General features: G+C 67.6%; 25 protein-coding genes. 12 read left to right on the top strand and 13 right to left on the bottom strand.

Features of this window, described 5'->3' with window-relative positions:
• Positions 1 to 175: 175 nt before the first annotated feature.
• Positions 176 to 904 (top strand): sigma-70 family RNA polymerase sigma factor, encoded by a 729-nt coding sequence (locus ED208_RS05230; RefSeq protein WP_158608441.1) that lies wholly within the window; start codon positions 176 to 178, stop codon positions 902 to 904.
• Here the strand turns inward: ED208_RS05230 and ED208_RS05225 are convergent.
• Positions 796 to 1,410, bottom strand: coding sequence for a DUF502 domain-containing protein (locus ED208_RS05225; protein WP_123211209.1), 615 nt, complete (start codon positions 1,408 to 1,410; stop codon positions 796 to 798). The two genes, ED208_RS05230 and ED208_RS05225, sit on opposite strands and share 109 nt — an antisense overlap.
• A gap of 62 nt (positions 1,411 to 1,472) precedes the next feature.
• Positions 1,473 to 2,525 (bottom strand): NAD(P)-dependent alcohol dehydrogenase, encoded by a 1,053-nt coding sequence (locus ED208_RS05220; RefSeq protein WP_123210831.1) that lies wholly within the window; start codon positions 2,523 to 2,525, stop codon positions 1,473 to 1,475.
• Between the two features lie 106 nt (positions 2,526 to 2,631).
• On the opposite strand from ED208_RS05220, the gene ED208_RS05215 reads away from it, so the two are divergent.
• The gene (locus tag ED208_RS05215; protein WP_123210830.1) at positions 2,632 to 3,381 is read left to right on the top strand and encodes a DUF2238 domain-containing protein; all 750 of its coding nucleotides are present in this window, start codon (positions 2,632 to 2,634) and stop codon (positions 3,379 to 3,381) included.
• Entirely contained in the window at positions 3,378 to 3,803 is a 426-nt protein-coding gene (locus ED208_RS05210; RefSeq protein ID WP_123210829.1) for a hypothetical protein, read from the top strand. Before ED208_RS05215 ends, ED208_RS05210 begins: the two co-directional genes overlap by 4 nt.
• A 20-nt stretch (positions 3,804 to 3,823) precedes the next feature.
• On the opposite strand, the gene ED208_RS05205 is transcribed toward ED208_RS05210, so the two are convergent.
• Positions 3,824 to 4,582 (bottom strand): SDR family NAD(P)-dependent oxidoreductase, encoded by a 759-nt coding sequence (locus ED208_RS05205; protein WP_123210828.1) that lies wholly within the window; start codon positions 4,580 to 4,582, stop codon positions 3,824 to 3,826.
• A 143-nt stretch (positions 4,583 to 4,725) separates the two neighbouring features.
• On the opposite strand from ED208_RS05205, the gene ED208_RS05200 reads away from it, so the two are divergent.
• Both ED208_RS05200 and ED208_RS05195 read left to right on the top strand, forming a co-directional pair.
• Positions 4,726 to 5,532, top strand: coding sequence for a DUF3014 domain-containing protein (locus tag ED208_RS05200; protein WP_123210827.1), 807 nt, complete (start codon positions 4,726 to 4,728; stop codon positions 5,530 to 5,532).
• A gap of 86 nt (positions 5,533 to 5,618) precedes the next feature.
• Positions 5,619 to 6,389, top strand: coding sequence for a hypothetical protein (locus tag ED208_RS05195; RefSeq protein WP_123210826.1), 771 nt, complete (start codon positions 5,619 to 5,621; stop codon positions 6,387 to 6,389).
• 10 nt (positions 6,390 to 6,399) lie between these two features.
• Here the strand turns inward: ED208_RS05195 and ED208_RS05190 are convergent, their stop codons facing one another.
• Positions 6,400 to 7,413: an AraC family transcriptional regulator gene (locus ED208_RS05190; RefSeq protein WP_123210825.1), complete on the bottom strand. Its 1,014-nt coding sequence runs from the start codon at positions 7,411 to 7,413 to the stop codon at positions 6,400 to 6,402.
• A 156-nt stretch (positions 7,414 to 7,569) separates the two neighbouring features.
• On the opposite strand from ED208_RS05190, the gene ED208_RS05185 reads away from it, so the two are divergent.
• Both ED208_RS05185 and ED208_RS05180 read left to right on the top strand, forming a co-directional pair.
• Positions 7,570 to 8,373 (top strand): sterol desaturase family protein, encoded by an 804-nt coding sequence (locus ED208_RS05185; protein WP_123211208.1) that lies wholly within the window; start codon positions 7,570 to 7,572, stop codon positions 8,371 to 8,373.
• A gap of 353 nt (positions 8,374 to 8,726) precedes the next feature.
• Positions 8,727 to 9,689 carry an NAD(P)H-dependent flavin oxidoreductase gene (locus ED208_RS05180; RefSeq protein ID WP_123210824.1) on the top strand — a complete coding sequence of 321 codons (963 nt, stop codon included), beginning with the start codon at positions 8,727 to 8,729 and terminating at the stop codon, positions 9,687 to 9,689.
• 40 nt (positions 9,690 to 9,729) lie between these two features.
• Here the strand turns inward: ED208_RS05180 and ED208_RS05175 are convergent, their stop codons facing one another.
• The 3 genes from ED208_RS05175 to ED208_RS05165 all read right to left on the bottom strand — a co-directional run bounded on the left by ED208_RS05175 (position 9,730) and on the right by ED208_RS05165 (position 11,298).
• A complete protein-coding gene (locus tag ED208_RS05175; protein ID WP_123210823.1) occupies positions 9,730 to 9,921 on the bottom strand; it encodes a DUF4169 family protein in 192 nt (63 codons plus the stop codon).
• Between the two features lie 16 nt (positions 9,922 to 9,937).
• Positions 9,938 to 10,258, bottom strand: a complete 321-nt coding sequence (locus tag ED208_RS05170; protein WP_123210822.1) for a hypothetical protein — start codon at positions 10,256 to 10,258, stop codon at positions 9,938 to 9,940.
• A 149-nt stretch (positions 10,259 to 10,407) separates the two neighbouring features.
• Positions 10,408 to 11,298 carry a cation diffusion facilitator family transporter gene (locus ED208_RS05165; RefSeq protein ID WP_123210821.1) on the bottom strand — a complete coding sequence of 297 codons (891 nt, stop codon included), beginning with the start codon at positions 11,296 to 11,298 and terminating at the stop codon, positions 10,408 to 10,410.
• A gap of 160 nt (positions 11,299 to 11,458) precedes the next feature.
• Between ED208_RS05165 and ED208_RS05160 the strand changes: the two genes are divergently transcribed.
• Complete coding sequence (locus ED208_RS05160) at positions 11,459 to 11,683, top strand: YgaP family membrane protein (protein ID WP_123210820.1); 225 nt, start codon at positions 11,459 to 11,461, stop codon at positions 11,681 to 11,683.
• On the opposite strand, the gene ED208_RS05155 is transcribed toward ED208_RS05160, so the two are convergent.
• Positions 11,669 to 12,460: an alpha/beta fold hydrolase gene (locus ED208_RS05155; RefSeq protein ID WP_123210819.1), complete on the bottom strand. Its 792-nt coding sequence runs from the start codon at positions 12,458 to 12,460 to the stop codon at positions 11,669 to 11,671. The two genes, ED208_RS05160 and ED208_RS05155, sit on opposite strands and share 15 nt — an antisense overlap.
• 120 nt (positions 12,461 to 12,580) lie before the next feature.
• Between ED208_RS05155 and ED208_RS05150 the strand changes: the two genes are divergently transcribed.
• Complete coding sequence (locus tag ED208_RS05150) at positions 12,581 to 13,105, top strand: hypothetical protein (protein ID WP_199720516.1); 525 nt, start codon at positions 12,581 to 12,583, stop codon at positions 13,103 to 13,105.
• Here ED208_RS05150 and ED208_RS05145 read toward each other — a convergent pair.
• The 3 genes from ED208_RS05145 to ED208_RS05135 form a co-directional block, all read right to left on the bottom strand.
• Positions 13,102 to 13,884: a sterol desaturase family protein gene (locus ED208_RS05145; RefSeq protein ID WP_123210818.1), complete on the bottom strand. Its 783-nt coding sequence runs from the start codon at positions 13,882 to 13,884 to the stop codon at positions 13,102 to 13,104. The two genes, ED208_RS05150 and ED208_RS05145, sit on opposite strands and share 4 nt — an antisense overlap.
• Positions 13,885 to 13,931: 47 nt before the next feature.
• Positions 13,932 to 14,318, bottom strand: coding sequence for a group II truncated hemoglobin (locus ED208_RS05140; RefSeq protein WP_123210817.1), 387 nt, complete (start codon positions 14,316 to 14,318; stop codon positions 13,932 to 13,934).
• Positions 14,319 to 14,445: 127 nt separating this feature from the next.
• Entirely contained in the window at positions 14,446 to 14,796 is a 351-nt protein-coding gene (locus ED208_RS05135; RefSeq protein WP_123210816.1) for an FKBP-type peptidyl-prolyl cis-trans isomerase, read from the bottom strand.
• A gap of 153 nt (positions 14,797 to 14,949) precedes the next feature.
• Here ED208_RS05135 and ED208_RS05130 point away from each other — a divergent pair, with 153 nt between their 5' ends.
• From ED208_RS05130 to vapC, 3 genes are all read left to right on the top strand, one after another.
• Entirely contained in the window at positions 14,950 to 15,612 is a 663-nt protein-coding gene (locus tag ED208_RS05130; RefSeq protein ID WP_123210815.1) for a glutathione S-transferase family protein, read from the top strand.
• 164 nt (positions 15,613 to 15,776) lie between these two features.
• Positions 15,777 to 15,971, top strand: a complete 195-nt coding sequence (locus ED208_RS05125; protein WP_123210814.1) for a type II toxin-antitoxin system VapB family antitoxin — start codon at positions 15,777 to 15,779, stop codon at positions 15,969 to 15,971.
• Positions 15,972 to 15,973: 2 nt separating this feature from the next.
• Complete coding sequence (vapC, locus tag ED208_RS05120; RefSeq protein ID WP_123210813.1) at positions 15,974 to 16,372, top strand: type II toxin-antitoxin system VapC family toxin; 399 nt, start codon at positions 15,974 to 15,976, stop codon at positions 16,370 to 16,372.
• Positions 16,373 to 16,733: 361 nt separating this feature from the next.
• Here the strand turns inward: vapC and ED208_RS17030 are convergent, their stop codons facing one another.
• Together ED208_RS17030 and ED208_RS05115 are read right to left on the bottom strand one after the other, a co-directional pair.
• Positions 16,734 to 17,345 carry a hypothetical protein gene (locus ED208_RS17030; RefSeq protein ID WP_148044696.1) on the bottom strand — a complete coding sequence of 204 codons (612 nt, stop codon included), beginning with the start codon at positions 17,343 to 17,345 and terminating at the stop codon, positions 16,734 to 16,736.
• 436 nt (positions 17,346 to 17,781) lie between these two features.
• Positions 17,782 to 19,878: a TniQ family protein gene (locus tag ED208_RS05115; protein ID WP_123210812.1), complete on the bottom strand. Its 2,097-nt coding sequence runs from the start codon at positions 19,876 to 19,878 to the stop codon at positions 17,782 to 17,784.

Here is a 19,878-nt window from a genome sequence, read left to right as displayed (position 1 = left end):
GAGGGAGGGTCCGTTTCACAGGCGGTGCGTGGCGGTCGGCCCGTGGTGGCTGCGGTCGGCGCTAGAAAATGTACAAAAATTAAATACAAACTAATAAACACTACTGTGTAATTTATGTATATTTAAAGGACAGGCCCATCCCCCGATGCGGCTGCCACCCGACGGGAGCTGTCCGATGACTCCTCAAAATCAGGAACTGGCCCTGCTGCTGGCGCGTGTTGCTGAAGGTGATTCCCGCGCCTTCGAGGCCCTGTACCGGGTCACCAGCGGCCCGCTGTATGCCCTGCTGCTGCGGATGTTGCGCGAGCCCATGCAGGCCGAAGACCTGCTGCAGGAGTGCTATCTGAAGATCTGGCGCAACGCCGCCAGCTACCGGCCGGAGAAAGGCGCGGTGATGGCCTGGCTCACCGCTCTGGTCCGCAACGCCGCGCTGGATCAGCTGCGCAGCCCGCGCCAGGCGCTGTGGAACGCGTCCGAGGAGCTGGTCAGCGAAGGGCCGGCGGAGCTGGTCGATCCGCAGCGCGAGCTGGCCGAGCTGGCCGATGCCCGCCAGGAGCTGAACCGGGTCGCCGAATGCATGCGCCAGCTCAGTGGCTGGGAACGCCAGACTTTCCTGATGGCCTATTACGAGGGCATGAGCCACCAGGAGATTTCCGCCCGCCTGAGGGTGCCCCTGGGCACGGTGAAGAGCTGGATCCGCCGCGGGCTACAGAAGCTGCGTGGCGAGCTGGAGAACGCCGCCGCCTTGGTGCGTCCGCCGCTGCCGCCGCTGGCCGCCGTGCAGCCGGCGCTGGCTCAGCGGCCGCTGGCGCCGGTGTCGTCGGGATCGTTCGGCCGCGACAGGCCGGCGGTGATGACGAAGCGCATGGCCTCCTCGAAGCCCATGTCCAGCGGCGTCAGGTAGCGGCGCGGCAGCAGCAGGGTATAGCCGCCGATCTGGTAGCTCATCGGCAGATAGACCGCGACCTCGTCCTCGCCGTTGGCGAGGCCCAGGCTGGCGAGATCCTCGATGGTGACGAAGCCGACCAGCCGCAGCGGCAGGTTGGGCATCTGCACCACCACCACCTGGCTGAACTTGCGGCCGTTCTTGTTGCTCATCAGGCCGGTGAGGTCGCGCACGGCGCCGTAGACGGTCTTGATCAGCGGGATGCGGTTGATCGCGTCTTCCACCCAGCCCAGGAACTGCCGCACGAACAGGCCCTGCATGCCGGCGCCGACCAGGAAGATCAGCACGATCGCCAGCAGCAGTCCCATGCCCGGCAGATACAGGCTGTTGGGCAGCAGCACGCCGAGCAGGCCGCCGAGCACCGACTCCGCCGCCTGGAACAGCCACATCACCACCGCCACGGTGATCAGGATCGGCAGCACCGCCAACAGGCCGGTGAAGAAGGTGCCGGCCAGCCGCCGCAGATTGGCGGCCAGGCTGGCCTGGGTTTTCGGGTTCAGCTTCATGGGGTGGGAGACCGCAAGTTTCAGGCCGCTTTCAGGCTGGCGAGGTCGATCACGAAACGGTACTTCACATCGCTGCGGATCATCCGCTCGTAGGCGGCGTTGATGTCCTGGATGGCGATGCGCTCGATGTCGGCGACGATGCCGTGCTCGGCGCAGAAGTCGAGCATCTCCTGGGTCTCGGCGATGCCGCCAATCAGCGAGCCGGCGAGGCTCTTGCGCTTGCCGATCAGGGCGAACATCTGCACCGCCGGCGGCTGGTCGGGCACGCCGACCAGGGTCATGGTGCCCTCGCGCTTGAGGCAGGCGAGATAGGCGTTGAGGTCGTGCGGGGCGGAGACGCAGTCGAGGATGAAGTCGAGCTGGTTGGCCTGCGCCTTCATCTGCTTCTTGTCGCTGGAGATCACCACCTCGTGGGCACCCAGGCGCAGCGCGTCCTCGCGCTTCTTCTCGGAGGTGGTGAACAGCACCACATGGGCGCCGAAGGCCTTGGCAAACTTCACCGCCATGTGGCCGAGGCCGCCAAGCCCGACGATGCCGACCTTGTCACCGGCCTTCACGCCCCAGTGGCGCAGCGGCGAGTAGGTGGTGATGCCGGCGCAGAGCAGGGGTGCCACCGCGTCCAGCGCCAGACTGTCCGACACCTTCAGCACGAAGGCCTCGTCGACCACGATGTTGTTGCTGTAGCCGCCCTGGCGCAGCGAGCCGTCGATGCGGTCCTTGCTGTTGTAGGTGCCGGTGAATCCGTTCTCGCAGTACTGCTCCAGGCCCTCGCCGCAGGCGCCGCAGGCGCGACAGGAGTCGACGATGCAGCCCACGCCCACCGCCTCGCCGACCTTGAACCGGGTCACCGCGCTGCCCACCGCGCGCACCCGGCCGACGATCTCGTGGCCCGGCACCATCGGGAACAAGGAGCCGCCCCATTCGTCGCGCGCCTGGTGGATGTCGGAATGGCAGACGCCGCAGTAGAGGATGTCGATCAGCACATCGCCCGGCAGCGGCTCGCGGCGCTCGAAGGAAAACGGGGCCAGCGGGGTTTTCGCGTTCTGGGCGGCGTAGGCGAGGGAGCCGATCATGGTTCACTCCAGGGGCGGGATCAGGTGGCCGAGGATACTGCCCGGTCACACGCGGCGGCCAGCCCGCTGCGCATAATCGGGCTCAGGCCCACTCCGAGAGTCGCCCATGTCGCACCCCCTGCAACCGCACCGCCGCTACCTGCTGATCCTGGCCCTGGTCTATGCCCTGCTCTGGATCGGCCTAGCGATCAAGCCGGTGGACCGCCACGACTGGGCGCTGGAGAACGCGCTGGTGCTGGTCTTCGGCCTGGCGATGGCGGCGAGCGCCCGGCATTTCGTGTTCTCGCGGGTGTCCTACACGCTGATCTTCCTGTTTCTCTGCCTGCACGCGGTCGGCGCCCACTACACCTATGCGCTGGTGCCCTACCAGGAGGCCTGGCAGTCGCTCACCGGCGGCTCGCTGAATGCCGCGCTGGGGTTGTCGGAGCGCAATCACTTCGACCGTCTGGTGCATTTCAGCTATGGCCTGCTGCTGGCCTATCCGCTGCGCGAGCTATTCCTGCGCCTGGCCGAGGTGCGCGGCTTCTGGGGCTATTTCCTGCCGCTGGATTTCACCCTCGCCAGCTCGGCGCTGTTCGAGTTGTTCGAGTGGGGCGCGGCGGAATTCTTCGGCGGCGATCTCGGCGTCGCCTATCTGGGCACCCAGGGCGATGTCTGGGACGCCCACAAGGACATGGCCCTGGCCGGCTGCGGCGCGCTGGTCGCCATGCTGATCACCGCCGCGCTCAATGCCTGGTTGCAGCGCGACTTCGCCCGCGAGTGGTCGGACAGCCTGCGGATCAAGGACGCCCGTCCGGCCGGCGAGGACGAGATTCTGCGCCTGCTCGCCGAGCAGAAGGCCGGAGGCAAGGCGTGAGTCGCTGCCGGCTGCCCGGCATCGTTCTGGCCGCGCTGTGGCTGGCCGCCTGTGGCCGTGCGCCGCAACCCGCCGCCGCGCCGCTCGCGACCGCCCCTGCTCTGCTGCCGGCCGACCCGTTGACCGGCAAGGTCTGGCTGCGCCGCGATGCCGACGCGCCGCCGGGTGAGCTGCGCATCTTCCTGCCCGACGGCAACCTGCTGATGAGTTCCTGCGTGGAGACCTACCGCATCGCCCGCTGGCAGCGCGATGGCGCCGACGCGATCCACTGGGACGAAGACGGTGCGCGCATCGAGGCGCGGCTGCCGCGATTGGACGGTGAGCAACTGCAACTGGAGTTGCAACTCCGGGGCGGCGAGCACCAGCTTCAGCACTACCAGGCCTCGAACACCGCGCGGGTCTGTCCGGACCTGCCGCGCTGAGCTTCCGCGCTGCCGACCGCTCAGCTCGCGAAGGGATTCTGCTTGGCCATCGCCGAGGTCGGCAGCCAGCGCAGGACCTTCATCGCCAGTGCCCAGGGGAAGCCCGGCACGGCGGCTTCCTGCACGCGCCGCTCGATCCGGTCGGCGATCAGGGCGGCGCCCTTTTTCACCGTCACCAGGAACGGCCGGCTGCGCATGCGCTGGTTGATCGGAGTGTCGATGTAGCCGGGGTAGAGCGTGGTCACCCGCACGCCGCAACGGTGCAGCTCGTTGCGCGCGGCGTCGGCGTAGACCGCGATGGCGGCCTTGGAGGCGCTGTAGGAGCCGGCGCCGGGCAGGCCGCGCGCCGCCGCCACCGAGGCGATGGCGACGATCTGCCCTTTCCGGCGTGGCCGGAACAGCGCGGCGGCGGCGTCGATGGTGGCCATCGCGCCCAGCACATTGGTCTGGATCAACTGCGCGTCGCGGGCAAAGCCGCCGCTGCCGATCAGCCCGCCGCCGTCGCCGATGCCGGCGTTGGCGACGACGATGTCCAGGCCGCCCAGCGCCTGGTCGATGTCATTCACCACCGGCGCGACGGTTTCCAGCGCGCAGACATCCAGTTCCCGCAGAACCACCTGGCATTGCGGGTGGCGGCGGCTGATCTCCTGCGCCAGGGTTTGCAGGCTGTCGAGCCGGCGCGCGGCCAGGCCCAGGTGGTGGCCGCGGGCGGCGAATTCCAGGGCGAGCTGGCGGCCGATGCCGGAGCTGGCGCCGGTAATCAGGATGCGGGAGGGCATGGTCGAACTTTCCGTGGAGGATGGGGATCGCAAGGGTCGCCAGCTTAGCCGCTGGTGGGGGTGGATTTACCTCGTCCGCGCGCCCTATCGGCGCGCCGCTTGCGGCAAGATCGGTGGCCGGGTTGATGCAGGAGTCGGAACGGATGAACGAGAAACAGTGGTTTGCCTGGCTGCTGGCGCTGACCGTCGGTGCCGGCGCGGCGGTGTACTACTTCCTGCTGCGCGAGCCCGCGCCGACGCCGGTGGCCAGCGCGCCGCCGGTCGAGGCCCCGCCGGCCGAGCCGGCCCCGGCGCCGGTGTCCACCGAGCCGCAGTACCCGTTGCCGCCGGCGAGCAGCGAGCAAGCCGAGGCGCCGCTGCCAGGCCTGGGCGACAGCGATGGCGAGTTCATCGACGCCCTCGGCGCCCTGCTGGGCAGCGCCAACGCCCAGCGCCTGCTGGTGCCCGAGCACCTGATCCGCCGGCTGGTGGTGGCGGTGGATAACCTGCCGCGCGAGCGGGTGGGTCTGCGCGAGTGGCCGGTCAAGACCACGCCCGGCGCCCTGGTGGTGGTCGAGCAGGACGGCGACACCGTGCTCGCCGACGACAACGGCGCCCGCTACACCCTGGCGGTGACCGTGCTCAAGGCGGTGGATGTCGACGCGCTGGTGCGGCTCTACCGCCACTACTACCCCTTGTTCCAGGCCGCCTACCGCGAGCTGGGCTACCCGCAGGGCCATTTCAACGACCGGCTGGTGCAGGTGATCGACCATCTGCTGGCGGCGCCGGTGCCGGCGGCACCGATCCGCCTGCAGCGGCCCAAGTATTTCTACGAGTTCGCCGATCCGGCGCTGGAAGCGCTGTCCTTCGGGCAGAAGCTGATGATCCGGCTGGGCCCGGCCAACCGCGCGGTGGTCGAGGACTGGCTGCGCGCGCTGCGCCGCCGGGTGACCGGTGCCGCCGCGCCCTGAGCACCGGCCGGCGTACCGCGCTGGATCGCCTGGCACCGCTTTTGAATCCCGTCTCCCCATTGCCTGCTGCGCTGTGCTGAACCGTCATGATTGAGCCTCACCCGGACAAGGACATCCTCCGCGATCCGCTCACCGCCATGCGCCGGCTCGGCTCGGTATCGGCCGAGAAGCTGAGCCAGGCCCTGGCGCTGGCGCTGGCGGCGCCGGCCGGCGACCCGCGCGGGATCGCGGTGATCGACCTGCTGGAGGCCGCCTACCGTCAGCCGGAGGGTCTGGCCACGCCCCTGCGGGTGCAGGCGCTCAAGCAGTTGCAGAGCCAGCGGCCGGGCCTGGTGCAGGGCCTGCGCGAGCGGCTGCGCAACCAGATCGCGCTGTTGCAGCTCTACGCCGACGCCCTGGGCAGTTGGGACGAAACCGCGCTCGCTGAAGTCGCCGAGGGCCTGCTGCAATGCCCGCCGAGCCCGCACCGGCGCCCCTGCGTGCGCGCCCTGATGGTGCGCCTGCACCGCGCCGGACGGCACCTGGAACTGGCGGCGCTGCTGCCACGGGTCGATCTCCTGGAGTACCTCGATCTGTGCAACAGCGAGTCCTACTGGCGCGGCGCTTTCGGCAAGGCGGTGCCGGGGCCGGGCGAGGTGCTCAAGGAGCTGGCCAAGCGGATGAACTGGTTGTCGAGCGTCGAGGAGCGTCGGGCGGTGCTGGATTTCTGCCGGCAGTTGCCCGAGCGCCTGGACGAGGCTGGGCAGGCCGCCATCGCCGATACCGTGCGCAGTGTCGCTCTGCGGGTGGACGACCCGGACCTCCGCGCCTTTCTCACCGCCTATGGCGCCCGGCTGCCCAACAGCCGCCGCTGGTAGCTGCCGCGCCTCAACCGGCCGCGCGCTGGCGCCGGTACTCGCCCGGGGTCTGCCCGGTCCAGCGTTTGTAGGCGCGCTGAAAGGCGCTTTGCTCGGAGTAGCCGAGCAGGAAGGCGAGGTCGGTAAGATCCAGCGCCGGCTCGGCCAGATAGCGCTCGGCCAGCTCGCGGCGCACCGCCTCCACCAGCTGGCTGTAGCTCAGGCCCTGCTCCTGCAACAGCCTTTGCAGACTGCGCGGTGAAAGCTGCAACTGCGCGGCGACCCGCCCCAGTTCCGGCACGCCATCGCTGAGCTGGCGCGCGATCTGCGCGCGCGCCCGCGCCACCGGGTCGTCGGCTTGCGCCAGTTGCTGGAGCTGGCGCCCGGCGAGGCGATCCATCAGCGCGCGCATCGCCGGATCGGGCTGGATCAGCGGCAGGCCGGCCCAGGTCTGGGGGATCAGCAGCCGGTATTCACTCTCGCCGTAGCGCAGCGGGCAGCCGAACAGGCGGCGCTGCTCGCGGGTGTCGGCTGGCTCCGGGTAGATGAAGTCCAGCCGTAGCGGCCGCAGCGGCAGGCCGGTGATCCAGCGCACGAAGCTGAGCAGGGCCGAGAGATTGAATTCGGCGAGCTGGCGGTAGCTGGCGTCCGGCACCGACCGCCAGCTCAGCAGCAGGCCCTCGTCCTCCTGGTTCAGGCGCATCGGCGGCAGGCTCAGTACCAGCGACTGGTAGCGCTGCTGGCAGGCCAGCGCCTCGCCCAGGGTGTCGCAGGCCATCGCCACATAGCCGAGCACGCCGTAATGGCCGGGGCGGATCTGCTCGCCGACGTGCAGGCCGAGGTCGGCGTCGCCGAGCAGGGTGGCGGCGTGATCGAACAGCGCCGCCGCCTCCGGCTCGGGGATGCGCGCCTCGCGGTCGTCGAAGTCCAGGCGCCGTCCCGCCAGCAGGGTTTCGGCCGCGATCCGGTTCAGCCGCAGGTAGTCGAACAGCGCGCGCAGATAGCCGAGGGCAACGCTGGGTGGCTGGCTGGCGTCTGCGGTCATTCGGATTGACGGCTGCGGTCAAGAAGGCGCGCGCACGCTCCCCCAGAATGCCGCCAGCGTCAACCGTTAGAGAGGAGCCCGAACGTGCAATCGCTGCTGCAACAAGCCCTGGCCGCTGTGCAGGCCATCGGCCTGGAGAAGATCTTCCTGTTGCTGATGGCGCCGGTGTTCGCCGTCTGCATGGCCGCCGAGGCCTGGTATCTGGCGCGGCGCGGCCGGCAGACCTACTCGCTCGGGCAGGTCTCCACCAACATCCTGCTGGCGCTCAGCCACGCGGTGGCCGACGGCATCGCCTGGGCGCTGGTGATCGGCCTGTTCTACGGGCTCTACCAGCACCGGCTGTTCGAGATTCCGGCGACCTGGTGGTCGGCGCTGCTGCTGCTGGTATTGCAGGACTTTCTCTACTACTGGTTTCATCGCGGCAGCCACCGCATCCGCTGGATGTGGGCCAGCCACGTCACCCACCATTCCTCCGAGACCATGAACCTGGCCACCGCGCTGCGCCAGAGCCTGACCTATCCCTTGTCCGGCATGTGGATCTTCTGGCTGCCGCTGGCCTGGCTGGGCTTCAAGCCAGAGACGGTGATCCTGGCCGTGGCGATCAGCCTGGGCTACCAGTTTTTCGTGCACACCGAGAGCCTGCGCAAGCTGCCGCGCTGGATCGAGGCGGTGTTCAACACGCCCTCCCACCACCGCGTGCACCACGCCCGCAATCCCCAGTACATCGACCGCAACTACGCCGGCGTGCTGATCGTCTGGGACCGCCTGTTCGGCACCTACGTGCCCGAGGTCGAAGCGCCGGAATACGGCATCGTCCGCCAGATTCACAGCCGCAACCCGCTGGTGATGATGTTCCACGAATGGCAGGACATGTTCCGCGACGCCGCCCGCCCCGGCCCGCTTTGGCAGCGCCTGAAACACCTCTGGGCGGCGCCGGAATGGGTGAGGCCGGGCGCTTAGCGAGGGCCGGTGGCCCTCGCTGCCCGGCCGAACGCCCGGCCATGGATGGCCGGGCCGGGGGTAGATCGGAGTGGTTGGTCGCGCCAGGGATGGCGAGGACGGGCTGCATACGGAGTGCGGGCGCTTAGCGAGGGCCAAGCACATCACTCGCTGCTTACGCCCCTTCCCCCGCTTGCGGGGGAAGGCCGGGATGGGGGCGTTTCGCTCGGGCGTGCTGCGCAAACGAGGGCGCGGCAACCGCCCCCACCCCAACCCTCCCCCGCAGGCGGGGGAGGGGGCTCAAGCTGGCATACCGCCCGGTAGGTCGCGCATCATGCGCCACCCGAATTTCCCTACCGCCCCACGAGGTCCTCATGGCTCTGCCCGCCGCGCTCCAGAACAAGCTTCGTCTGCCCGTCATCGGCTCGCCGCTGTTCATCGTCAGCAATCCCGATCTGGTCATCGCCCAGTGCAAGGCCGGCGTGGTCGGCAGCTTTCCGGCGCTCAACGCGCGGCCGGCGGCGCAGCTGGAGGAATGGCTGATCCGCATCACCAGCGAGCTGGCCGAACACGACGCCAAGCACCCGGAAGCCCCCAGCGCGCCGTTCGCCGTCAACCAGATCGTGCACAAGTCCAACGACCGGCTGATGCACGACCTCGAGCTGACCGTGAAGTACAAGGTGCCGGTGGTGATCACCTCGCTGGGCGCGCGCGAGGACGTCAACGCCGCAGTGCACAGCTACGGCGGCGTGGTGTTCCACGACATCATCAACAACAAGTTCGCCAAGAAGGCGGTGGAGAAGGGCGCTGACGGTCTGATCGCGGTCGCTGCCGGTGCCGGCGGCCATGCCGGCACCACCTCGCCGTTCGCGCTGATCCAGGAGATCCGCGAGTGGTTCCAGGGGCCGCTGGCGCTATCCGGCAGCATCGCCACCGGCGACGCCATCCTCGCCGCGCAGGCGATGGGTGCCGATCTCGCCTACATCGGCTCGGCCTTCATCGCCACCGAAGAGGCGCGTGCCAGCGCCGCCTACAAGCAGGCCATCGTCGATGCCAGCTCGGCCGACATCCTCTACACGCCCTCGTTCACCGGCGTGCCTGGCAACTACCTGATCCCCTCCATCGTCGCGGCAGGACTGGACCCGGCCAATCTGCCCGGTTCCGACCCCAGCAAGATGGACTTCGGCGCCGCCAGCGGCGATGCCAAGGTCTGGAAGGACATCTGGGGCTGCGGCCAGGGCATCGGCGCGGTGCGCGAGGTGCGGCCGGCGGCGCAGCTGGTGCAGCGGCTGGCGGACGAGTACGCGGCGGCGCGCCGGCGCCTGCTGGCGGCCTGAACCGGCAGCGGGTCGGCCTCCCGCACGGCGGGGGCGGGAGCTAGGCCTCGGGCTCGGACGGGTCCAGCCGCAGGCCATCGAGCTTGCGGCGCATCGCCTCGGTTGCGGCGGCGTCCTGCTGTTTCTGCGCTTTGCTGCGGCCGTGGCGGACCCGGTTTTCCGCCGCCTGCTGCTCGGCGCTCAGACGCGCCTTGGCCTTGCGCGCCTTGTTGAGGTTGATGATCTCCGCCATCGGCCGGCTCCGGGGCTCAGCGGCCGGCGGTGTGCAGTGGCACGCCGCAGGCCGAAGCCAGCTGCCGGCGCGCGAGGTCCAGCTGCTCGCTGGCTTCTTCCAGATCGTGGTCGCTGAGCGACTCGCCGGCGGCGAACGGCGCCATCGCCATGCGCAGGCCGAATTCCAGGCGCCGCAGGTAGTCGAGTTCCTCCGGGCCCATGCTGTCCATGCGGGCGTCCACCCGCGCCGCGCAGGCACTCATCAGCCGCTCATCGACGCCGCCAGCGGGCACCGCCAGCGCTCCGGCGCTGAACAGCCACAGTGCGGCGAAGCTGGAAAGGCGCTGGCGGGGCATGGCGAACTCGGTAGCGAAGCGGAGCGGAATCCGCCCCTTTTTAGATGCAAGAACTGATTCAGGGCTGAACGAACAGTCAGTCTGGAACGCGCTTGCGTCCGGCCAGCTTAGCCGGAACCGCCGGACGAGCGGCCGTCAGGGCGCTGTCGTCAGTTCGGCAGGGGTTCCAGATGGATGTTGATCGAGGCTTCGCCGAGCGCGCGCAGCAGGGCTTCCTCGATGCGGTCGCAGCGGGCGTGCGCCTCGGCGACAGTGAGCTGCGCCGGCACCTGCAAGGTGAAGTCGATGAAGCTGAGCCGGCCGGCCAGCCGGGTGCGCAGGCCCAGCACGCGGGCATCCTCGCCCTTCTCCGCCTCGATCAGGGCGACCAGCCGATCCAAATCGGCGGCTGGCAGGGCGGCGTCCATCAGGCCGCCGAGGCTGTCGCGCATCAGGGTCCAGCCGGTCCAGAGGATGTGCAGGGCGACCAGGCCGGCCAGCGCCGAGTCCAGCCAGGCCCAGCCGCTGAGAGCCACCACCGCCACGCCGAGCATCACGCCGGCCGAGGTGTAGACGTCGCTCATTAGGTGGTGGCCGTCGGCCTCCAGCGCCGGCGAACGCGCCCGGCGACCACGGCGGATCAGCATCAGGCCCCAGGCCATATTGAGGGCGCTGGCCAGGCCGCTGACCAGCAGGCCGGCCAGGGGCGCATCCAGGGGGCGGGGGTTGAGCAGTCCGTGGTAGGCCTCGCGCAGGATCGCCAGCGCCGCCAGCAGGATCAGCGCGCCCTCCACCACCGCCGAGAAATACTCGGCCTTGCTGTGTCCGTACGGATGGCCGGCGTCGGCCGGCAGGGCGCTGACCCGGATCGCCGCGTAGGCAGCAATGGCGGTGACGACGTTGATGATGCTTTCCAGCGCATCCGAGTAGAGCGCGACGCTGCCGGTGAGCTTCCAGGCCGCGAACTTCAGCGCCAGCACCACCAAGCCGAGCAGGATGCTGCCCAGCGCCAGGCGTTGCAGACGGTGGTCGGGGGCAGAGCCGGCGGCGCGGGCGGTCATGGGGGCAGGGCAGGCGGGAAAGGCGGCGCAGTGTAGGCCTTCGCCCCGGAGCAAGCCCAGCGCCGGTGCTGGCCGACTTGATCCTGGTCAACGCGGCGGTTTCGCGTCGCGGCTCTACTGCCGGCTCGGGTGGCGATGCCACCTTGCGCAGGAGCTTGCCGTGAAAACCAATGTCGGAACCGTGGACCGCGCCGCCCGCGCGCTGCTGGGTCTGCTGCTGATCGCCTGGGCGCTGTTCGACGGCCCGCTCTGGGCCTGGATCGGCCTGATCCCGCTGGCGACCGCGCTGGTTGGCTTCTGCCCGCTCTACCGCCTGCTCGGCTTCAGCAGCGCCCCGTCCAGAAAGCTGCGTTCGCGCTCGCGGCGCTCCTCAGGGCGCCTCTAGCCCGGCGAGAAACGCCTCGATCAGCGGCGTCACCTGCTCGGGGTGGGTGAGGTTGCTGGCGTGGCCGGCGCCGGCGATCACCTCCAGCCGCGCCTGCGGCAGCGCCTGCGCCATTTCCTGCGCGTGCGCGAGCGGGATGGCGGCGTCGGCATCGCCATGGATCACCAGCGCCGGCACCGCGATGCGCCCCAGCTCGTCGCTGATGTCGTCGCGGCTGGCCAGGGTGTGGAAGATCTGCGCCAGGTTGGCGGGGCGCTGCGCCTTCCACTTCTCCTTCCAGGCCGGCGCACGGGCATAGCCGGCGCCGAGGATGATGTGCTCGATGGTGGTGGCCATCTCGTCCGACAGCCCTTGGGCGACCCAGGTGCCGATCATCTGCTCGTACATCGGCAGCGTCTCCGCCGCCTCCGGCCGGGCCTGGGTGTCGATCAGGATCAGCGCCCGTACCCGTTGCGGATGCCGCAGCGCCGCGCGCAGCGACAGATAGCCGCCCTGCGACATGCCGGCGAACACCGCCCGCGCCACGCCGAGATGATCGAGCAGGCCGACCAGATCGTCCGCCGAGTCGTAGTAGCTGAACGGCGCGCCAGCGTCGTTGGTGAGGCCGTGGCCGCGCTCGTCCCAGGCGATCACCCGGTAGTGGTCGCGCAGCGCCTTGATCTGCGGCGCGAACATCGCGTGATCCATCAGCAGGCCGTGCGAGAAGACGATGGCCGGCCCGGCTCCGCCGGTGTCGAGGTAATGCAACTGCTGACCATTGATGGCGGCGTAGGGCATGGCGCGACTCCTCGGGCACGGGCTTTTGTAGTGGCGCCAAGGTAGTCCCGGCGGGCGGTGCTCACAAGCGGCCGTACTTGGCTAGCATCGAAGGGCCTGTTGCCGTCAGGAGCCCCGGCGATGACCGCGATCCAAGCCTGCCCGCTGCCCGAGGATGCCCTGCTGTGCCGCTATGCCAGCGATGGCGGCTATGCCGATTGCTATGCCGTCGAAGTCGATGGCGCCGTCTCGCTGCCGCAGTACCTGCGGGCCTTCTACACCGGCCGGCTTTTCCGGCTGGAGCGGCTGATTCTGCGGCTGGCGGTCAACAGGCCTTCCAGCGATGCCCAGCTGCTGCAACTCGCCGCAGGCGCCACCAACAGCTTCGCTGCCTGGACGGTCGAGGCCCGCGACCACCGGCAACTGCTGCTCAGCGACTACCTCGGCCGTACCCGCTCCTGGCTGATGGTGTTGCCGCTGGCGGGCGCGCCGGTGCCGCACACCCGGCTGTACTTCGGCTCGGCGGTGGTGCCGTTGCGCACCGCCGCCGACGGCGTGCCGCGCATGGGCTGGCTGTTCCACGCCCTGCTCGGCTTTCACCGGCTCTACTCGCGGCTGCTGCTGCGCGGAGCCCTGGCGCGCCTGCACCGGCCAGCGTTGATCTAGGACGCGCGCTGCGCCTGCCGCAGCCGGTCGCGGTCGGCCTCGTAGTCGCGCACGTAAGTGCCGAACACGCGGTCCCAGATCGGCAGGAAGCCCCCGAAGTTGCCGCGCACCCGCGCGTGGTGAAAGTCGTGGTGCAGGGCGCCGTCGGAGAGCGGCAGGAAGCGCGTCGGCGAGAACGGCAGGTCGTAGCCGCAATGGCCTTCGGCGGCTTCCCACTGGCGGATCACCACCCACAGGTAGACGGTGAAGACATGGGCGCCAACCAGCACCGGGCCGAGCGTGGCGATCAGGCCGGTGGCGACGTACTCGAAGGGGTGCATGTTGTGGCCGGTGATCGCCCAGGGCGTGTGCACGCGGTGATGCACGCCGTGCACGCGCTTGAACCACCAGGGGCGGTGCATCGTCCGGTGAAAGGCGTAGTAGATGGCGTCGTCGAGGTAGATGAAGAACAGCAGTTGCAGCGCCACCAGCCACCAGGCCGGCAGCGGTCCGGCGTGCACGCCGGTGAGCCGCACCAGCGGCCAGACCAGCACCACGGTGGCGAGCATCCACAGGTTGTTGCGCAGCCAGGCCCAGACCGAGGGCCAGAACAGGCCCGGCTTCTCGCGCCGGTTCTGGATGCGGTAGCGCCTGAGCCAGGGCACATCCTTCTGCGCCGCCCAGGTCATCGGCAGCGCAAAGGCCATGAAGGCGACCATGCCGATCACGATGGTGGCGATCGGAAACTGCCAGAACAGGGGTTCGCGATAGAGCGCGAGCAGGGCGGTGACGGTATCCATGCCCGGATGCTAGGGGCGGATAGCCGTGACGTTCCAGAGCCGCCGCGTCAGCCCTCGACCGTGCGCAGCGCGCTGGCCAGGCGGTGAAAGGCCTGGCGCAGCGGTTCGCGCAAGGGCAGGGGCGCGCCGATTTCCTCCAGCGCCGCGTGCATGCACAGCAGCCACTGGTCGCGTTCGGCGTCGCCGATCTCGTAGGGCTGGTGGGCGCGGCTCAGGCACATCGGTCCGAAGCGCTCGACATAGACCAGTGGCCCGCCCAGCCAGCCGCTGAGATAGGCCGCGAGCTTGGCCTGGATCAGCTCCAGCGAGGCGCCGTGCATCGCGCGGATGCCCTGCGCTTCCGGCAGGCGGTCCATGGCACGGTAGAAGGCGGCGGCCAGGGCTTGCACCCCGGCTTCGCCGCCGAGCATTTGGTAGGGATTGAGCTGGGACATTGGCGGCCTGGGATCGCAGGGGGGCGCCGAGCATGGCCTCGGCGCCGTCCGCGCAACTTGATCCGCGTCAGTTAGGCCGGGCGCCTCCCGCCCGGCCCGCGAGCCGGCCTCAGACCGCGAGCCGGCCTCAGACCGCGAGCAGCTCCACTTCAAACAGCAGCGTGGCGTTGGGCGGAATCACGCCGCCGGCGCCGCGCGCGCCGTAGCCGAGCGCGGCGGGGATGATCAGGCGACGGGTACCGCCCACCTTCATGCCCTGCACGCCCTCGTCCCAGCCGCGGATCACCTGGCCGGCGCCGAGCGCGAACGAGAACGGCTGGCCGCGATCCTTGCTGCTGTCGAACTTGCCGCCCTGCTTGCCGTCGTTGTAGAGCCAGCCGGTGTAGTGCACGCGCACCTGCTGCCCGGCCTTGGCTTCGGCGCCGGTGCCGACGGTGGTGTCTTCGTACTGCAGGCCGGAGGCGGTGGTCACGGTCATGGCGGTCTATAGCTCGGTTGGATTCAATGGGGCCGGCAGGGTAGCGAGCCGCCCCCGGGCTCCACAAGCGTCCTGATGCTCCGCATACCGTGGCTCGCGCGGGCACACTGTGCCTCCGCGCCCCTCGCGCCACCGCCCGGACCGTACCCCGCCATGGCCCTGAAGCTCTACGCCCATCCGTTCTCGTCCTACTGCCAGAAGGTGCTGATCGCCCTCTACGAAAACGGCCTCGCCTTCGACTACCAGACCCTGGGTGCGCCCGACTCGCCGGCCAATCTGGAACTGGCGCGGCGCTGGCCGATCAAGCGCTTCCCGCTGCTGGTGGATGGCGAGCAGTCGGTGATCGAGGCCTCGATCATCATCGAGCACCTCGATGTGAACCACCCCGGCCGCACCCGCTGGCTGCCCGCCGACCCCGCCAGCGCCTTGCAGGTGCGCTTTCTCGACCGCTTCTTCGACAACTACATCCAGAGCCATCAGCAGAAGGTGGTCTTCGACGCCCTGCGCCCGGCCGAGCAGCGCGACGCACGCGGCGTGGCCGACGCCCTGGCGGCGCTGGAAACCAGCTACGCCTGGCTGGAGCAGTATCTGCCCGGCCGAACCTGGGCCGTCGGCGATGCGCCCAGCCTGGCCGACTGCTCCGCCGCCCCCGCGCTGTTCTATGCCGACTGGACCCAGCGCATCGACGCCACGCGCTACCCGAACCTCACCGCCTACCGCGAGCGGCTCAAGGCATGGGCGCCATTCGCACGGGCGGTGGAGGAGGCGCGGCCGTTCCGGCCGTACTTTCCCTTGGGGGCACCGGAGCGGGATTGAGTCCGCGCGGCCAGGCCTTGTCTCCCCTGCGAGCAGGGGAGATGTCGCAAGGCGACAGAGGGCTTGCTTGGGAATAGGTAAGCGATCAGGCCTGCCTCAGGCACGTTGCCGCGACACGCCGCGATGTGTAGTGTCCGTGGAATAGATACACATCGGAGCCCCCCATGCGCACCAACATCGTGATTGACGACCAACTGATGAAGCAGGCCCAGGCCGCTGCGGGGCTCAAGACCAAGCGCGAAGTCGTGGAGCAGGGGCTCAAGGCCCTCATCACCCTGCAAAAGCAGCGGGACATTCGCAGCTTGCGCGGCAAGCTCAAGTGGGAAGGCGATCTGGACGCCATGCGCCGCGACGCATAGAGATGATCTTTGTTGATTCAAGCGTCTGGATCGCCTACTTCAACGGCATCGACACCGCGCAAACCAATGCGCTGGATGCCGCGCTGGGCAATACCCGCGTCGTGGTCGGCGATCTGGTTCTGACCGAGGTCCTGCAAGGCTTTCGCGTCGATGCCGACTTTCGCAAAGCCCGCGCGCTGATGCTGCACCTGGACGTAAGGACCGTGCTGAGCACGGAATTGGCGCTGCGCGCCGCAGAGCACTACCGGTTTCTGCGCAACAAGGGCATCACCGTGCGAAAAACGGTGGATACCCTCATCGCCACGTTCTGCATCGAGGAAGGGTTGCCCTTGTTGCACGACGACAAGGATTTTTTGCCCTTCGAGCAACACTTGGGCTTGCTGGCGGTGGCTGTTGCCTGAGTAAATCCGATGGCGCTGCGCGCGTAGTCAGCCAGGGATTTATTTACTCCGACCCCTTTGTTCGCCTTTGTTCCGCGCTAGGTCCGTAGCCCGGATGAAATCCGGGAGTGCACGTTCGAACCAAAGCCCCGGATTGCATCCGGGCTACGCTGGCTGGCTTCAGCACCTTCTTGCCGGCGGTATGAAAGCGGCCACGCACCGCGCCGGACCAATCGGTGACTTCGGCGATGTCGGAGGTATCTGGTTTCGGCTTAGCTTTGCTCATAGCGTCGGCATTCCTGCCTGGTTGCATGTTGTGCGGAAATGATGCGGAGATGACCTCATCTTCGTCTGTGGATTGTCTGAGCACGATGTCCCGTGCCTAGTACGGCTCATCAAAAGTTTGTTGTCCCGGTGGGTAATAAATCATTACCGTTGGGATTCCGTTCTTTTGTATTCGACGAAATGTATCGCTCACAGTCTCTAGAGCTTTAAGCGAGGCATTTGCGAGATTTTTGATGGCAGTGAGCTCTGGCTCGGTGATGGCGAACCAGTCCGCTGCAGCCAGATTGGCAATTCTGACTTCGAGATGACGGCAGATGTAAATGAGGCCTAGGTAGGCGTCTGCTCTATCAGAGCGTAGGTGGATGGCATCGGGAATTTGATTCTCCAGCGCGTTCAGTCCCAATAGCTCAATGGGTTCCCAAGTCGCGCCAGCAAGTGCACTTGAAGCTCCTGCCTCGATTTTCCGCAAACTTTGCTCAAGCAAGTTCAGATCGGTTTGGCGGGTGAGAACCAGTTTCCGTGCATGCACCCATTGCTGGATTCGCCGATCTTGACGCTGCATAAGATCGGCGCTTATCCGAAACGCTAATTCTTTTCGTTGCGACGCGACATAAATCCAGATGCTTATTACAAGCGCTACTACAGATCCAATTGCTTGGACCCAAGCAGCGAGGTCGCCAATGTCTATATTAATTTGCAGGTGGTACATCCAAGCCCCGCTTTGGTTCTTTTACAAGGCGGGTCCATGGGGATGATATTTGCGTAGGGGCTTTTCTCTCCCTGTAAGGGCCTTCAACAAAATCATGGCCTTGCGAATATGCGAATTGGTGCCCCAGATCGGTTGAGCCTGCAAATCCGGCAATAGGCCCCGGAAATGACTGCTAAGGCCAGATTCGCGGGACGAGGAAACGCCGGAAAAGGTGGCCGCTACATTCAGATTCGCGCCCGGCGAGATGGACGTAATTTCTGGATTCGGCGCCAGCCGGACCAGCAAAAAAAGCTCGGCCAAGTGACGACTTGGCCGAGCTTCGGGCACGCAGGGATACCTTCAGATGCCTCGCGGTTTGGACGTGGGCGCGCAGCGAATCTCGGAATGCCTCTCCGTGTTTACCCCGTTAAGGCATGGCGCTGATCTGGGGATTGCATCACGCGGTATCGGCTATCGCTGGATTCGCCGGCAGGAAGCGCGCGAAGGCCTCGGCGGCCCGCGAGTACAGCTTTACCTTGCGTGTGCCCGTGCCGATCACCCGGACCGGCCGAAGCTGACCAATCTTCTCCAAGTTGGAGCAGAGCGTACGGTGACGCCCCGTGAGCCGACCGATTTCCGATCCTGTCGCGAGTTGTTCCCAGAGGGCCTGCAGGCTTTCGAGGTCGGCCAGCGGTACCAAGTCCCGATCGCCGAGCCGCCGGACTGATATCAAACCGGTGTCCACCCAGGTTTTTCGAAACTGGGAAGGTGTCTGACTCAGCCGTGACGCTGCGGCCAGCAGCGGCAGGTGGTCCTGAGTCACTCGATCACAAATGGCGTGCACGTCCTCCTCGATGAACCTTCGGGCGTCGCTCGCGCAGCCCGAGAGATCAATCCATCCATCCGCCGCAGCGACGCGAAGCTGTTGGGATGACAGGCCCAGCGTTCGGGCGGCCCCGGCCCAGCCCAACGTCTGCTTCCGCCGCCGGGTTGAAAGAGGCCGCCTTCCGGCCGGGGACACGTAGTCACCTGTCGCGATCCGGTTGAAGTCCAGGCCGGCAATCTCCGCCCGCCGAAAGACGTACGTCAGGCCACCGTCCATGTCCGGCCCACTCGCCGGAGCGATGCCCGCCGATCGGATGCGGCTTGCGAACGTCGTCACAGGTGCGGCGTGTGCCTTGGCGAGGACGGAGGCGAAGACGTAGGTGTTTTCGAACTGGGCGACCGCTTCTGGCTCGAAGGTCCACCTCACGCCGGCGGCACTGATGTCACGACTGGCGCTGAGCAGCCCAGTCCGAACTAGGCTCCGGACGCACTCCGTATGCACGCCGAGATGCAGCGCCACCTCCTTCAGCCCGAACTCCGGAAATCTGCCGGGCGCTTTGGCTTTTGACGGATCCTGTACCTGCAGGCCCTCGAGACCCCGATTAACCGGACAGTGATAGGCTTTGATCCCTCCGGCATGTATCTCACCGACGATCGCGGATAGCGACAGTCGATGCTTCCCGGTACGAAGCTGTTGAATCGAGACCAGGTCCTGGCTCGGCGCATGAGCCCCTTGAGTCGACCACAGCAGTTGATCGAGATCGGAGACCGCGAAAACACCCAATCTCGGCACCAAATGCCGATCACGAACCAGCTTGCCGAAAGGCACCCTCCTCAGGCCTAGGACTGCCATGGCGTCACTGGCGCTCATCACGGCATCGAGATGAGCGCCCACTAGGTGAGGGACATCCTTCTCCAGCAGCTTTGCCGCCAGGTCTCTGCCTGCCGGATGCGGGCTGGTGAGAAGAGGCGCCAAGGCAACGCGTGGATGAAGCCGTTTGCTGTCAGCGCCATCTGCCATTGGAGGCGACTCTGGCCATCGGCCCGTGAACAGCCTCTCCAACGCCACAGCTCTCGAAAGCGGCTCCAGGCTGAGCCCGAGACGTTGCCACCAGGTTAGTACCTGCTCGACGCACCCGAGCAGCGACAGCCCGACCTGATCGCTGGCGGCGATCAATCGATGCAACAGCGTGGCGGCCGGAGTGGGAGTGGGAATCGCCAAGGCCTGAACTTGCTCGGCCGGGCACCGGCACGCCAAGGCTCCTCGATCGTGAGTCCACGCCGCACGACACAGCGGACAGGCATCCATCAACAAGACTTCGTGTCGGGCACATGCGGCTGCGGCGCGGTGATCCCACTCACTTGCCGAGTAGCCCTGTTCCTGAAGGCAGGTGATGCAGGTTTTTGCACGCCGGAAGCTCAATCCGCCGACCGGAACTCGAAGTCCATTCCAGATGAGTTGGTCGCGACCGCCGGCGCCGACTCGACGGTAGACCGTTGATTCGATATCAGCCGCTGCGATGCCGACCGCCAGACATGTGTTCCGGAACAGCTCCGGGTTGCGTGCCAGTGTCCCGAGCGCGGTCTCGGCGTAGTCGATCTCCGGATTGAGGCTGACCGCGAAGCCCAGCGTCGACCGAACGCCATTGCCGTGTGCAGCGCGCCGCAAGAGGCTGAGAGGAGACTCCCCCGCTTGAGCGCGGGGTCTGAAGGGAAGGTGGGCGATCAT

This window comes from Stagnimonas aquatica (genome assembly GCF_003730135.1).
GTDB classification, from domain to species: Bacteria; Pseudomonadota; Gammaproteobacteria; order Nevskiales; family Nevskiaceae; genus Stagnimonas; species Stagnimonas aquatica.
This window is presented reverse-complemented; position numbering and strand designations above follow the sequence as displayed.

What these genes read in the sequence shown, in the direction of transcription:
- ED208_RS05230 (WP_158608441.1), top strand. Translation starts at nt 176, where the DNA reads ATGACTCCTCAAAATCAGGAACTGGCCCTGCTGCTGGCGCGTGTTGCT.
- ED208_RS05205 (WP_123210828.1), bottom strand. Translation starts at nt 4,582, where the DNA reads ATGCCCTCCCGCATCCTGATTACCGGCGCCAGCTCCGGCATCGGCCGC.
- ED208_RS05170 (WP_123210822.1), bottom strand. Translation starts at nt 10,258, where the DNA reads ATGCCCCGCCAGCGCCTTTCCAGCTTCGCCGCACTGTGGCTGTTCAGC.
- ED208_RS05125 (WP_123210814.1), top strand. Translation starts at nt 15,777, where the DNA reads ATGCGCACCAACATCGTGATTGACGACCAACTGATGAAGCAGGCCCAG.
- ED208_RS05135 (WP_123210816.1), bottom strand. Translation starts at nt 14,796, where the DNA reads ATGACCGTGACCACCGCCTCCGGCCTGCAGTACGAAGACACCACCGTC.
- ED208_RS05190 (WP_123210825.1), bottom strand. Translation starts at nt 7,413, where the DNA reads ATGACCGCAGACGCCAGCCAGCCACCCAGCGTTGCCCTCGGCTATCTG.
- ED208_RS05185 (WP_123211208.1), top strand. Translation starts at nt 7,570, where the DNA reads ATGGCGCCGGTGTTCGCCGTCTGCATGGCCGCCGAGGCCTGGTATCTG.
- ED208_RS05155 (WP_123210819.1), bottom strand. Translation starts at nt 12,460, where the DNA reads ATGCCCTACGCCGCCATCAATGGTCAGCAGTTGCATTACCTCGACACC.
- ED208_RS05215 (WP_123210830.1), top strand. Translation starts at nt 2,632, where the DNA reads ATGTCGCACCCCCTGCAACCGCACCGCCGCTACCTGCTGATCCTGGCC.
- ED208_RS05145 (WP_123210818.1), bottom strand. Translation starts at nt 13,884, where the DNA reads ATGGATACCGTCACCGCCCTGCTCGCGCTCTATCGCGAACCCCTGTTC.
- ED208_RS05150 (WP_199720516.1), top strand. Translation starts at nt 12,581, where the DNA reads ATGACCGCGATCCAAGCCTGCCCGCTGCCCGAGGATGCCCTGCTGTGC.
- ED208_RS05180 (WP_123210824.1), top strand. Translation starts at nt 8,727, where the DNA reads ATGGCTCTGCCCGCCGCGCTCCAGAACAAGCTTCGTCTGCCCGTCATC.
- ED208_RS05175 (WP_123210823.1), bottom strand. Translation starts at nt 9,921, where the DNA reads ATGGCGGAGATCATCAACCTCAACAAGGCGCGCAAGGCCAAGGCGCGT.
- ED208_RS05220 (WP_123210831.1), bottom strand. Translation starts at nt 2,525, where the DNA reads ATGATCGGCTCCCTCGCCTACGCCGCCCAGAACGCGAAAACCCCGCTG.
- ED208_RS05200 (WP_123210827.1), top strand. Translation starts at nt 4,726, where the DNA reads ATGAACGAGAAACAGTGGTTTGCCTGGCTGCTGGCGCTGACCGTCGGT.
- ED208_RS17030 (WP_148044696.1), bottom strand. Translation starts at nt 17,345, where the DNA reads ATGTACCACCTGCAAATTAATATAGACATTGGCGACCTCGCTGCTTGG.
- vapC (WP_123210813.1), top strand. Translation starts at nt 15,974, where the DNA reads ATGATCTTTGTTGATTCAAGCGTCTGGATCGCCTACTTCAACGGCATC.
- ED208_RS05165 (WP_123210821.1), bottom strand. Translation starts at nt 11,298, where the DNA reads ATGACCGCCCGCGCCGCCGGCTCTGCCCCCGACCACCGTCTGCAACGC.
- ED208_RS05195 (WP_123210826.1), top strand. Translation starts at nt 5,619, where the DNA reads ATGATTGAGCCTCACCCGGACAAGGACATCCTCCGCGATCCGCTCACC.
- ED208_RS05140 (WP_123210817.1), bottom strand. Translation starts at nt 14,318, where the DNA reads ATGTCCCAGCTCAATCCCTACCAAATGCTCGGCGGCGAAGCCGGGGTG.
- ED208_RS05115 (WP_123210812.1), bottom strand. Translation starts at nt 19,878, where the DNA reads ATGATCGCCCACCTTCCCTTCAGACCCCGCGCTCAAGCGGGGGAGTCT.
- ED208_RS05130 (WP_123210815.1), top strand. Translation starts at nt 14,950, where the DNA reads ATGGCCCTGAAGCTCTACGCCCATCCGTTCTCGTCCTACTGCCAGAAG.